This window comes from Leptospira barantonii, from assembly GCF_002811925.1.
Taxonomy (GTDB): Bacteria; Spirochaetota; Leptospiria; order Leptospirales; family Leptospiraceae; genus Leptospira; species Leptospira barantonii.
Genome location: NZ_NPDS01000005.1, coordinates 297074 through 309155, shown reverse-complemented (window position 1 = coordinate 309155; position 12082 = coordinate 297074). Strand labels below are relative to the sequence as shown.

Below are 12082 nucleotides of genomic sequence, written 5' to 3'. Positions count from 1 at the left end.
GTTCACCGGCATTTTCTCAATGGTTCAATCCGATTCTACAGATTTTTCGATTTTATACGAGGAAAACCACCGAACCGTATATCACTTCCTTCTCAAAATTTCCGGTGATCCGGAGGTGGCCGAGGATCTTACTCAGGAAGCTTTCTTAAAAGCGTTTACTTTTTTCGACAAATTCGATTCTAAGATCGCTTCTTTCAGTACGTGGACTTGTTCTATAGCAAAAAATTTATACTTCAAGCATTATAATAAACAGAAAAAAGAGTTCGGGAACCTAAGTCTTGGCGATTTGGTCACTGATATAGAAGTAAATCCGGAAATTCCGGAAAATTTAGAGAAAGCTTTTTTAGAAAAAGCGATAAAAGATTCAATTGAGAGTCTTCCTGAGCCGGAAAAAAGTATAATATTATATAAGGAATTGGAAAGGAAAACTCTGAAAGAAACCGCGCAAGCTTTGGGAATTTCAGAAAGAACGGTAAGTAGAAGGTTGATTTCAGCCGTCTCTTTACTCAGAGCCCAAATGGAAAAAAAAGGACACCAATTCTAAGATTTTCTACAATGAAAGCAAAAGTAGACAACATAGAACGTTTTGAAGATCTCTTAGGGAGATACCTATACGGTGAACTCGATGCCGAAGGTAAAAAAGAGCTTCTTCAATTTGTGATCAAAAACGAGAAAGCTCGTTCTATGTACCAATCCTCTACTCGGGTCAATTCGGTTTTGTCCTATGCACTTTCCGATTCCGCCGAAAAATCCGAATCCGGACGTAACGGAAAAATATTAAACTTTCCGAATGTTATTTTTAAATCCCGTCCCTTGACTTCCGGTCTCGCCGTAGCGGCCGTACTTTTAATCGCGGGAATTTCCTTCTGGTTGAGTTACGGAACCTGGTCCGATACGAAACTCGAACAAGCATTTATCAATTCTTACGGAGATTGTAAGATCGACGGCGTCGCTTCCCAACCTGGGGCGAATCTTCTCGATCGCAAATTGGTTTCCGGAAATTTTTCGATCTGCGAATTTCAAGTCGAAGGTACGAAGAGCGTCGCTGTTCGTATGTTACCCGGTTCTGAAGTTTCGGTTACCGGTAATAAAAAATATTCTTCCTTAAACGTGGCACGCGGTTCCGTACTTGTGGATTCGATTCAAAACGAAACCGCCGGAGAAGGGTTGCTTGCGATTCTTTCTCCCGATGTAAGAGCGTTCCTTGTCGGGACGAAGGTCGTATATTCCAGAGAAGTCGGAGAATTGCATTCTAAACTCGATCTGGACGTTTTGGATGGTAAGGTGGAAATTGAAACCGGTCCTTCTATCGCTTTTGAAAAAACTGCGAATTCATTAACGGAAGAGGAAAGAGAATTTCTGAAGATGAACTTTCCGATTCTTTTTCAAAGTAAAAAGGTTCAGATCGTTCGCGGACAATCCCTTTCTTGGAAGGGAATTCCGGAGTCGAGTTTGAAGAAGATTCGTTCTCTTGAAAAAAGCATCGAAGAAGCGAAAGCAAAGGGCGAAAAACTGGAAGAGAGTTTTGTCTTTGCGTTGAATTCCGATGTTCGTAAACTCGGAAGCGAAAGTGTGGTTTCCATGTTTTCGATGGACGACGATCTGAATAAAAAGATTAAGAACATGCTTCCGAATCAGGAAAAGGATTTGGAAGAGAAATTCAAATCCATGGTCCGTTTCGCTCCTACCGATCTCAAACAGGTCGAAAAATTAAAGTCTTTGGTCGCGAAACTCGACAACACCGCCTTAATTCAGATTTTAAAGGATAAAAACCAACCCGATATCGAAAGGGTGATTCATTTCAAAGACGGTTCTCATGTGAAAGGTTTCGTTTATCAACACGAGAGTTTTTATATTCTTTTGAAAAACGATGGAAACCTTCTTTTCCCGATCGACGCAGTTGATTCGATCGATTTCGAATAAAAACCTATCTTGACTTTTGTATTCATGGGAGGATTTTTCGAAATCCATGAATTTTTCCGAATTGAAAAAGAACGTTCCGAATCCTTCTCCGAAATTCCGCACAGGCTTGTCCTTTTTTTTTGGCCGCGTTAAAACCTATTTTTTATATTCTCTTTTTATAATACTATTGTTCCGTTTTGATCAAAATCCATTGTTTGCGGATACGGTCGTTTTAAGAAACGGGGTCGAATACAAAAACGTTAAAACGAACTTGGGAAAAACCTCCCTCAAAATCCGAACGGAATCAGGTAGCACGTTCAATGTTCCGATCACCGCGATTAAATCGATCAAATCCATTCCCGTTCAGTGGGAAGAAAAACCCGGGGAGAATGGACCGGTCGAAGAAGTGGAAGCCGTTTCTGAAGAAGAGGATCAACCGGAAAATCCCACGACTTCAAACGAATCTTTGAACACACAAAACGATCCTACCTTTAAGAGTAGAACCGAAGCGGCCAAACTTTCGATTTTGGAATCTCTTCCGAGTTTGATTCCGGGTTGGTCGAATTTATACTTTTTAGGTTATCCTTCGCTCGGAGCGCTTTTCTCTTTGACCGAATTGTATTTGGTTCATCTGATTTCTCTTTATTCCAAACACAGTTCCGGTTATTATGAAGATCCTACTCATCTTGCCGCCGCTTACGTAAACTTGGATCCGAACGTTTCCAGTCAAAACCCAAAGTTTGCAAGTTTGGTTTTCGCTTACGAAAATTCTTTCTTGGTGAAAGATCCGATTAGCGGCGGTTATACGACTCACGATAAAGTTCAAGAAGGAAAAGAAAGATCCATCACAGGTTTGATTACCGTTTTATTGCTCGATTTTTCGATCACACAAATGCTTTCGATGAATGCAAAGTTCAATCCGCAAAAAAATATCGGAGCGGAGAAGGGTTCGTTTGATATTCGAGTGGGAGGACGGATGCGACCCGAGGCGGGAGAAATGGAATCTAAACTTTCTTTCGTTTTTTACTTTTAATCAAAGTGAGAATCGGGCCGTCCGAGTTTGAATCGGCGACCCTTAAGGTTTAACGCTGTTAAGCGGCTACGGAGTTTCTTCCCATTTTTCCAAGGAAGTAAAGAATTACGCCGCCGACTACGAGCCCGCCTCTGATCGCCCAACCGGTTGCGGTTCCCCAGTTGTCGATCCACATAAGAATTCTTAGATTGTAATTGAAAAAGCTCAACGCTCCCGAAGCGACTCCCGCAAAAGAAAGAAAAGCTCCGAAAGAAGATATTTTATCCTTAATCTGATCCATTGTAATTGCACCTCTTTGGTATCGAATGTTAAAGATTTAACAAATGGTTTCGGGTTTTTTCCCGGTGTTTAAATATTATTGCGAAGAGTTTCGGCTAAAATTCTTCCTTTGATAAAAAACTTGCGACAAAGCCCGAGTTTTTTAATTTTGACAGTCTAATCAAAGAACAGCAGGGGACGAAATTGGTTTCGACTGTTGTTGCCAGGGATTATGTGGCGTGTAGAGGTTGTAGGCTCCTCTCAAAACCTTCAAACAATAACCGCTAATAACGAATTAGCTTTAGCAGCTTAATCTCTGCTACGGAACCTTAGTTTTTTCTCTTGAATTCTAAACGTTCTGAAACTTATCAAGAGGCGGCTCTTTTGGTTTTCGGTTCCTAAAAGAGACTGTATTCGGGCCGGGTAGGAGAGAGAGTCCTGTCTGAGGGTTAAACTCTTTCCGAAATTTTATACACAGACTACACACGTAGAGGCTGATCTGGGGCGCAATAGGACGCGGGTTCGAACCCCGCCGTCTCCATGTTCTTTGTCTTATTCTTTCCTCATTACTTTATATTTGAACTAAATCCCCTTTTCCAAAGTCTGACTGAATAGAAAAGAACGTTTCGTTTTTATTTTTGGAGAAGGATATTGGAAACTAAAATCGCAATCTACTCGGACGTAGTTTGTCCGTGGTGTTATATAGGAAAAAAAAGACTAGAGGATGCGATTTCACTTCGAAAAAAGTCCCACCCCGATGATAACATTGAAATCGAATGGAAACCTTTCCAACTGAATCCCGATCTTGCTCCTGAAGGAGAGGATAGAGTTCTTCACATGACTAGAAAATTCGGTTCTATCGATCGGGTGAAGATGATGGTTCAAAGAGTTGCCGATATCGCACAAGCGGAAGGACTTCCTTTTTCAGTCGAACAAGCCGGTCATCAGCCGAACACGTTCTTATTACATGCATTGATCCGCAAAGCCAAAGAAACCGGAAAGGATTCCGCGTTGGCAGAATCTTTTTTCAGAAATTTTTTCGCGGAAGGTAAGAATCTTTCCGACTCGAAAACAATATTAGAATGTTTGCAAGAAGTCGGAATGAGCGAAGAGGATCTGAATTCAGTAAAGGGCGACGAAGTACTTCTTAAAACGATCTACGAAGAGGAAATGCAAGGTCGTCAACTGGGAGTTTCAGGTGTTCCCTTTTTCGTTTTCAACGAAAAATACGCGGTTTCCGGCGCTCAGGAATCCGCGCTCTTCCTCCAACTATTCGAACGATTGGAAGAAGAAAACGCAAATTCCTAATTCGGAATATTCTTTTCTTTGAATATTACAAAGGGTTCATGACCAGCTTGTAAGCCGGATTTTCTTCTTGAGACCAAGGGAGTTTGAAAGGAACCTTTTTGACTTTCATTCCGTTGTTCTTGAGATGATTTCTGATTTCTTCGTCTCGAAAGATCGTTTCCGAAAACGCGATTTCTCCAGCTTCGGTAATTCCCTGAAGTTTAGAGGCGTAGTTCACCGTGTTTCCGAAATAATCTATATTGCTGTTTAAGTTTACGGCAAGACATTGACCCGAGTGAATGCTGATTCTAATCTGAATCCTGTTTTCCGGCGAAATCTGAAACGTTTTCTGCAACTCGATACTCGCCAAAAAAGAATCCAAAGGATTTGAAAAGGACGCCATCACTGCGTCTCCGATGGTTTTTACGACCGCGCCTTTGTGTTCTTTGATGATTCGAAACGCTTGAACGAAATGTTCCCGCACTTCTTTGAACGCTCCGTTATCCCCTTCCGTAAGATAGAATCTCGTCGATCCTACGATGTCCGTAAAAAGAATCGTTTGAACTCCGATGTCCAATTGTAGATCCGAAGCGATCGCTTGTTCGCTGAATAGATCTCTGAAATCCTGAAAGTTAAAAAGTTCGATCGGTCTTAGGCTGATCGAATCTTCCTTTCTTTCCTCGATGATGAAAGTGCGGGGAGATTTTTCCCCGTTGAGAATTTGAACGGTGGGCATCGGTTTTGCGGAAAGTTCCTGTTCTCTTTGATCGGCGGACCATTGAAACGTTTCTGGCGAAGAAGGTTGGAGCTCGAGAAGATTGTATTTTTTTTCTCCCGAAACTCGAAGACGAAATACCCCGTCATTCAATAATAAATTCGTAATATACTCCGAATCCGGAGGAACCGTTCTTTGAAATCTTATGTGAGTTTTGGTTGCGGGTTCAGCCGCGCAAAAAAATCTTTTTTGAACTTCTCGAATGGAAGGATGCACGTGAAAGGTGACTTCGATCGTGTTCAATTTTGTGGATTCGAAATCGATTCCACAAACGTCGCAGGAATCCTGTGACGGCACGTCTCCTAAGTTAAAAAGTTCCGATCTTACTCCCCTACAATGTGGACAAATGACGTCCCAGGATAACGTAAACAATCCTTGTCTACAACCGTGTAAGAATAAAATCAAAAGATTATCGAGAGGGATTTTCCATTCGGATGCGAGTTTTTTAATGCGAATTCGATAGAGTTCGTTTTCGTCTTCCGTAAGAATATAATCGATCACTCGATCGATCAACGTTTCTTCGATTCCTTCGCGAAGCAGATTGTTTTTGATCTGTTTGAGTTTAATGCTTTCTCGAGCCGAGGAAGAATTTCTTAAACTTTTATTCAGACTGAGAATGGATTCGTTTTTCTTTCTCGTTTCGATGTCTTCCAAAAGATCGGCGAGACTTTTTTGATAACTTTTATAAAGCTGTTTCATTCCGACTTTGAGGATGATTCTCCCTAAAATTCCCCTCGGAATCCATCCGAAGTAAACGATCAGCTTCGTTTTGTTTTCGGGAAGTTTTTCAAGAACGTATCTGGTTTGAACATATCGTGCCAATCCCTTGCTGTAGATTCTCGCGTTGTTTAAACCTTTGCAGTATTCCCATTCCCAAGGGACTTCTTCCCATTCCATTAGAATTCCCGCGTTTTTGGAACGGCCGAAAAGTTTTCCTTCTTTTTCCACGAACTTCATTTCGGGAATTCCGAGTCTTTTGTTAAACGAAGACGTGTCTATGAGCCAAGGCCAGAGGGTTTCGATTTTTACGTCGAGTTCGAATTCCCAAAGAGTTTCTATGGGATCTTTAAACTTGCTCCATTCTTCCGTCCAAGGAAATCGTTTTAAAAATTCGGCGAGGTCTAATATTTCTGCGGCTTTGACTTTGTTCTGATTCGTTTCCATTCTAAGTTCTCTGTTTCCCGATGAGTGCGTTGTATGTTTTGAATTCATTGGAAAAAGAATCCACAAAATTTCTCTTTTCGTTTAGATTCTAGTTCCTGGTTTAGACTTCGGAAGAAATTTGGTACGGTATGCAATATTCTCATTTTGGTCGGAAATTCTTAAAACAAACCGGAATCGGACAGCTGATGGACGATCTCGGAAATCCTCCTCCGGGAGCTTGCATGTTGGGCGGAGGAAATCCCGCGTTGATTCCCGAGGTCGCTCAAACTTGGAAAGAGATCGTAACGGAACAAATCGAATCGGGGAGAATGGAAAGAATTCTCGGCAGTTACGAATCTCCCTCCGGAGTTCATGAACTTCGCGAGATCGTAGCTTCGATTCTAACGGAAGAATCGGGAACTCCGATTGACGAGGATCAAATCGCGATCACAAACGGAAGTCAGAACGCGTTCTATTTCCTATTAAATTTTTTCTCCGGGCATTTCGAAAACGGACAAAGAAAGAAAATTCTTTTTCCCATTCTTCCCGAATACATCGGTTATACGGATCAAACGTTGGAACCGGATTCCTTCCTTTCTTTTATGCCTGAAATCCGGGAAACCGGAGATCGATCTTATAAATATTTTATCGCTTCGGAAAAGTTCGACTCCGTCCAAAACTGGAAGGACGAAGCGGGTTGTATCTGCGTTTCCCGACCTACGAATCCGACCGGGAACGTGATCACGGACGACGAACTCGAGTTTCTGATTGAAAGAGCGAATAACGCAGGAATCCCTTTGTTATGCGACAACGCTTACGGGTTTCCGTTTCCGAACGTGGTCTTCGGAAAAAATTCATTCATCCATAAACCGGGAATGATTCAAGGTTTCAGTCTTTCCAAACTGGGCCTTCCCGGAGTTCGCACGGGTTTTGTGGTCGGCGATAAGGAAACGATTCGGATGTTGCAAAGAGCGAATTCGGTTATCAATTTAACGAGCGCGAGTCAGGGACAGTTCATCGCGTTGGATCTTTTTCGTTCGGGAAGATGGAAAGACCTTTGTGAAAAAGTAATATTACCTTTTTATCAAAGGAAATCGATTTTGGTTCAGGAAACGATCTTAAAACTTTGGAATCCTAAGATTGAGTACAGAATTCATCAAAGTGAGGGAGCATTTTTTCTTTGGATCTGGGTTAAGAATTTATCTCTGCCCGTTTCAGAGCTTTATCCGATTCTAAAAGAAGCGGGAGTGGTTATCGTTCCCGGCAAAACATTTTTTCCGGGAGCCGATCCGACGTGGTCGCATCCGGAAGAATGTTTTCGATTGAGCTTTGTTCGTGACGATAAAGAGATCGAAGAGGGAATTTTAAGAATCGGTCGGGTATTGGAAAAATTCTCCAAATAAATGGTTTCGTCCAGCCATTCGAAATGGAAGACTGGATACTTAGAAAGGTTCAAAGATTCGGAACCGCATTGTTGATTGAATAGGAAAAATGGAAAGCACGGAACAGGACATAAGCTTTGAGGAACTGGCGGCGAGTAAGCCGGTTGAAATCCAGTCCCTTACGCCCGATTATCTTTTTTTAAACGAGGGTGCCGTCGGCTTATCCGCAACCGCGCGTTGTATTCTGGACGAACTCAGAGACTGGCATAAAAAAACCGAAAAACACGGTTCGAAAAGTATTCATCCTTCTTATCTTCTCACGTTAGACAAGCTTGGCGAACTTTTAAACAAATACAGAAATCTCAGCGAACAAGCGAAGTCTCCGCCGAGTATCGATCTCGCTTTACGTCAGTTAGTCGATTACGAAAAAAAAGGGAAAAATAAGTCCGCATATATCTATCCGTTTTTGGTACGCAACGGAGCGAAAGTATTGGCTCGTATCGCGATCGCAAGTCCTCAGAAAGAGGCGAAGACCGATGTAACTCCGTATCGAGTAGCTTGTTTCGAATTTTCGGAAGAGATGATCGATCTCATTCTTCAGAACCGATCCAAAAAACCGAAACTTCCGGACGAAGACAGTCCCGGCTCCTTTCTTCTTCATAAAAACAAAGCGGGAAAGAATTGGCTTTTTCCGAAGTTGGCTTCTCTCGAAGCGGAATTCTCCACATTGTTGAAGAGAGGATTTCAACCTTACAGTTATATTCCTATGATGGACTTCTTACGGGATTTTCTCGCGTATGCGATTCAGAAGAATTACGTGATGAAACTTATGCCGGACTATCATATCATTTTGGACGATCTTCAATTGAATCCGGACGGTTCTTATGTGAATCAACCGGAAGTGATCGCGCATTATCGTTGCCAGGCGGACGCCCTTGAAAAATTCGCGATTCCTTATCTGAAGGAACTTTGTACTCGGGCCGGTTATAGTTTGTTCGCTACGAGAATCGCCGAGTTTGAACAAACTCACATTCAGATGGTCGAACCCGGAAGAAAACAAAACAGCGAAAAAGTAAAAGCTCTGATCGCATTGATCAACGATTATCCTTTCGATCGTGAAACCGACGAACTCGGCAAAAAGGTTTCCGAAACCTGTAGACTTTCCATTCAGATTCTTTCCAGATTGATGGAAGAAAAAGAAAGGCTCGTTCAAAGAAAGGAAGAAAACGTTTTTAAATCCTTGAAGTCGAGAATTCTTCACAAGATCGCCGAGAACACCCTTCAGGATCAAACGCTCTATAAATTCTCACCCGAACAAAAATTAAAATCGTCGGGTTTGTTGGACGAATCACGTTATCCGGCATTGATCGAAGAATTGAAAAAGGATATTTCCGATCAATATGGAATGAAGGTGATCGAAAAACCCGATCAAACCTCGGAAATTTACGCGGTCGATCCGGGTTATATGGCCGCCGTCTTACACAAGTTAAGCGGAATGGCTACGAGCAATCCTACGTATCAAAAAGATTTGGATATCGCGAGAGAAATCAACGCGAGTTTGAGTAATCCGAAACATCCGGGCCTAAACGCAAAACTCAAAGCCGAGAATATCGTCAAACTTCAACAAGGAATCCAAGCGTTGGAGCAGTTGGAAGCCGAAAAACAACGTTCTCAGGAATTCGCAAAGAAGTTCAATCTTCCGATGGGGATGTTGGGTTTTGTCGCGAGTATGATTCTCTTTTTAATCGCGTCCGTACATTTCAGAACGACCGGAATCTTATTCGTGGGAATTCCCGTGAGTTTGTTCTTGGGTTTGATGCTTGCATTCTATTTTAGAGATAAGGAAAAATCGGACATACTTTCCAACGGAGGTTCGTCCTCCGCTTCCCTCGGTTCGGGGTTTAAGGGAGAATACGGTGCGATGTCTTCCTCTTCGGAAAGTTATTATTCCGGCGACGATTCCGAAGACGAACACTTTCAATCCAAAGTTGAATCGCCTAAGGAGAAGAAGGTGAGTCTGATCGCAAAGGGTGCGGAACGTTTTGTGTTTCCGAATCGTTTTACGAAGATCACCGATAAAATTCACGATTCTCGTTCTTTGCGTAAAAAGATTTTCGAGAACTTGGATAATATCCGAAACAGCGTGGCACATCTCAAGGGGGAGAAGGACGACGACAAAGTCGCCTCCACCATCGAATACGCTCTTTTACAAAACTCGGCCATGATCCTGATTCCGGACGATTTAGTTCCACAAGGGATGCCCGGTTCCATCATTCTCAGTCATAACGATTTAAAAGCGCCCTTGATACGGGATCAGATTTCGGAATTTTTAAGAAACGAAGCGCAGAAGAAAAAATACGACAAGAAACTAGTTAAATATTATACATTTCTAATCAATACGATCGAAGTGGAATATTATAAATATCTCCCGAGCAGAAAGAAGAAATAAATTCTTTTTTAGAACGGGAGAATTCTTTTCCCGTTATTTTTTGGATGCGAATTTAACATGAAGCAAAAGCGTCATTTCCGATACGGAATCGTTCTTTTTATACTATTCTCCCTTTGTTGTGATCGAATTCGCAGTTTCAATCCGGGAGATATGAGTTCCTCCCCATATTACGAAAGTGTAATTCTTCAGTGTATGATCGGCCAAACTACCGGTTGTCTTCCTCCTTCTATACGAAACGTTCGTAATTCGGGAATTCTTCATTCCGGATTTTTAACAGGCGATCTCGCGCCCTTCGCTTCGGGCGCAGAAGTGTCGTTAGACGGAGCGCCCTTTCAACCCGCGATTGTTACCGGAACAACCTGGAAATTCGGACTTCCGACCGGATCTCAGATCTGGAAACAGAATTCAAAACACGCGATTGTGGTACGATCCTCATTGTTTGGTGCGTCTTACGGGATCTACGTTCGAAAAGGAAATAACCAAGATGTAAACGGGGACGGGTTTCCCGATCTCATCGTAGGCGCCAATCAATACGCGGGCGGCGACGGTAAGGTTTATATCTTTCACGGAGGAAACTCGGGAATTTCGTCTCAATCCGCTCTATCGGCTAACACAAGTTTGGCGTCCTTATCAACCGGGAGTCAATTCGGTTGGTTTTCGACTTTGGGCGATATCAACGGAGACGGTTACGCGGATGCGATCGTAAGCGCACCGAATACCGGGACCGATGCGGTTTATATATTTCATTCTTCTGGAAGTTCGGGAATTTTAAACGGAGCCTCTCCGACTTCTACGTTAACCGCCGGTTCCACGGTTTTTTTCGGTGGTTCTATCGCGACCGGCGACATTAACGGAGACGGGTTCGAAGATTTAGTGATCGGTTCTTACGGTTATAGCACTTCACAGGGACGTGTTGATATATTTCATTCTTCCGGACCAAACGGAATTTCTACGTCGAGTATCGCCTCGGCGCAAACGGCTTTGCTTGGAGCCGCAATCAACAATCGTTTTGGTATGTCCGTTGCCGCAGGAGATGCGAATGGGGACGGTTATTCGGACGTTTTGGTCGGAGCCGATGGAGCTTCGAGATCTTATGTTTTTCATTCTTCCGGAAGTTCGGGGGTTTCAAGTCAGAACCTTGGTGCATCAGGAAATTCTAATACTCTTTTGATCGGAGAATCGGGAAGCCAATCCGGGATTTCCGTCGCGTTAGGCGACATCAACGGAGACGGTTTCGAAGACGCCTTGATCGGAGGAAGATCCTATTCGGCAAATCAAGGACGAGCGTATACGTTTCATTCTTCCGGGAATTCGGGAATTGCAAATCAGGATCTATCTACTTCAGGAATTGCGAATGCGTATTTGACCGGACAAGCAGGCGCCGGTTTTTTCGGAATTTCGGTCGCATTGGGCGACGTCAACGGAGACGGTTTTCACGATGCGCTTGTCGGTGCTTACGGACTGGCCCAAGGAAACGGATTCGTTTTTCTTTCTTCTGGAAATTCCGGCATTGTCGGTCAAAATCTTTCGGCCGGTGGAACCGCGCATTCGGTTTTGAGCGGGGAAAATTCCGGCGACCAATTCGGAATCTTTGCGGCGTTCGCGGATGGCAACGGGGATGGACTTTCGGACGCTTGTATCGGTGCTTACGGTTATTCTACGAATCAAGGTCGGGCTTATCTTTTTGCGGGAACACCTGCCGGAGTTCCGACCACTTCCGCAGTTTCAGCCACTTCCATTCTTACTGGAGAAGTCAACAGCCAGTTCGCGTATTCAATCGCTTCTTACGTCGAGACGACTTACTTCCTAAAAAAATTCTCCGCAAAAGAATTTGAACTTTTTTATTAATTTTA

9 protein-coding genes and 1 other RNA gene are annotated in these 12082 nt (G+C 43.1%); 8 read left to right on the top strand and 2 right to left on the bottom strand.

Annotated features, from left to right (window positions below; genetic code table 11):
* The first annotated feature begins 19 nt into the window (after positions 1-19).
* The 3 genes from CH367_RS13340 to CH367_RS13330 are packed head-to-tail and all read left to right on the top strand — an operon-like array spanning position 20 to position 2935.
* Positions 20-544 carry an RNA polymerase sigma factor gene (locus CH367_RS13340; protein WP_100762988.1) on the top strand — a complete coding sequence of 175 codons (525 nt, stop codon included), beginning with the start codon at positions 20-22 and terminating at the stop codon, positions 542-544.
* 11 nt (positions 545-555) lie between these two features.
* A complete protein-coding gene (gene rsx, locus CH367_RS13335) occupies positions 556-1923 on the top strand; it encodes an LIMLP_03685 family anti-sigma factor (protein WP_100762987.1) in 1368 nt (455 codons plus the stop codon).
* Between the two features lie 46 nt (positions 1924-1969).
* A complete protein-coding gene (locus CH367_RS13330) occupies positions 1970-2935 on the top strand; it encodes a hypothetical protein (RefSeq protein WP_125226130.1) in 966 nt (321 codons plus the stop codon).
* Between the two features lie 58 nt (positions 2936-2993).
* On the opposite strand, the gene CH367_RS13325 is transcribed toward CH367_RS13330, so the two are convergent.
* On the bottom strand, positions 2994-3215 hold the full coding sequence (locus CH367_RS13325) for a hypothetical protein (RefSeq protein ID WP_100762985.1): 222 nt from the start codon (positions 3213-3215) through the stop codon (positions 2994-2996).
* A gap of 172 nt (positions 3216-3387) precedes the next feature.
* On the opposite strand from CH367_RS13325, the gene ssrA reads away from it, so the two are divergent.
* Together ssrA and CH367_RS13315 are read left to right on the top strand one after the other, a co-directional pair.
* Positions 3388-3737, top strand: a transfer-messenger RNA (tmRNA) gene (ssrA, locus tag CH367_RS13320).
* A gap of 107 nt (positions 3738-3844) precedes the next feature.
* Positions 3845-4501, top strand: coding sequence for a DsbA family oxidoreductase (locus CH367_RS13315; protein WP_100762984.1), 657 nt, complete (start codon positions 3845-3847; stop codon positions 4499-4501).
* 25 nt (positions 4502-4526) lie between these two features.
* Here the strand turns inward: CH367_RS13315 and CH367_RS13310 are convergent, their stop codons facing one another.
* A complete protein-coding gene (locus CH367_RS13310) occupies positions 4527-6419 on the bottom strand; it encodes an adenylate/guanylate cyclase domain-containing protein (RefSeq protein ID WP_100762983.1) in 1893 nt (630 codons plus the stop codon).
* A gap of 128 nt (positions 6420-6547) precedes the next feature.
* Between CH367_RS13310 and CH367_RS13305 the strand changes: the two genes are divergently transcribed.
* The 3 genes from CH367_RS13305 (at position 6548) to CH367_RS13295 (ending at position 12077) form a co-directional block, all read left to right on the top strand.
* Positions 6548-7801 carry a valine--pyruvate transaminase gene (locus tag CH367_RS13305; RefSeq protein ID WP_100762982.1) on the top strand — a complete coding sequence of 418 codons (1254 nt, stop codon included), beginning with the start codon at positions 6548-6550 and terminating at the stop codon, positions 7799-7801.
* An 88-nt stretch (positions 7802-7889) separates the two neighbouring features.
* On the top strand, positions 7890-10229 hold the full coding sequence (locus CH367_RS13300; protein WP_100762981.1) for a hypothetical protein: 2340 nt from the start codon (positions 7890-7892) through the stop codon (positions 10227-10229).
* Between the two features lie 57 nt (positions 10230-10286).
* A complete protein-coding gene (locus tag CH367_RS13295) occupies positions 10287-12077 on the top strand; it encodes an FG-GAP-like repeat-containing protein (protein WP_100762980.1) in 1791 nt (596 codons plus the stop codon).
* Positions 12078-12082: the final 5 nt, after the last annotated feature.

Excerpts from the sequence above, each read along its gene's own strand:
- CH367_RS13340 (WP_100762988.1), top strand. The coding sequence starts at position 20 with ATGGTTCAATCCGATTCTACAGATTTTTCGATTTTATACGAGGAAAAC.
- rsx (WP_100762987.1), top strand. The coding sequence starts at position 556 with ATGAAAGCAAAAGTAGACAACATAGAACGTTTTGAAGATCTCTTAGGG.
- CH367_RS13330 (WP_125226130.1), top strand. The coding sequence starts at position 1,970 with ATGAATTTTTCCGAATTGAAAAAGAACGTTCCGAATCCTTCTCCGAAA.
- CH367_RS13325 (WP_100762985.1), bottom strand. The coding sequence starts at position 3,215 with ATGGATCAGATTAAGGATAAAATATCTTCTTTCGGAGCTTTTCTTTCT.
- CH367_RS13310 (WP_100762983.1), bottom strand. The coding sequence starts at position 6,419 with ATGGAAACGAATCAGAACAAAGTCAAAGCCGCAGAAATATTAGACCTC.
- CH367_RS13305 (WP_100762982.1), top strand. The coding sequence starts at position 6,548 with ATGCAATATTCTCATTTTGGTCGGAAATTCTTAAAACAAACCGGAATC.
- CH367_RS13300 (WP_100762981.1), top strand. The coding sequence starts at position 7,890 with ATGGAAAGCACGGAACAGGACATAAGCTTTGAGGAACTGGCGGCGAGT.
- CH367_RS13295 (WP_100762980.1), top strand. The coding sequence starts at position 10,287 with ATGAAGCAAAAGCGTCATTTCCGATACGGAATCGTTCTTTTTATACTA.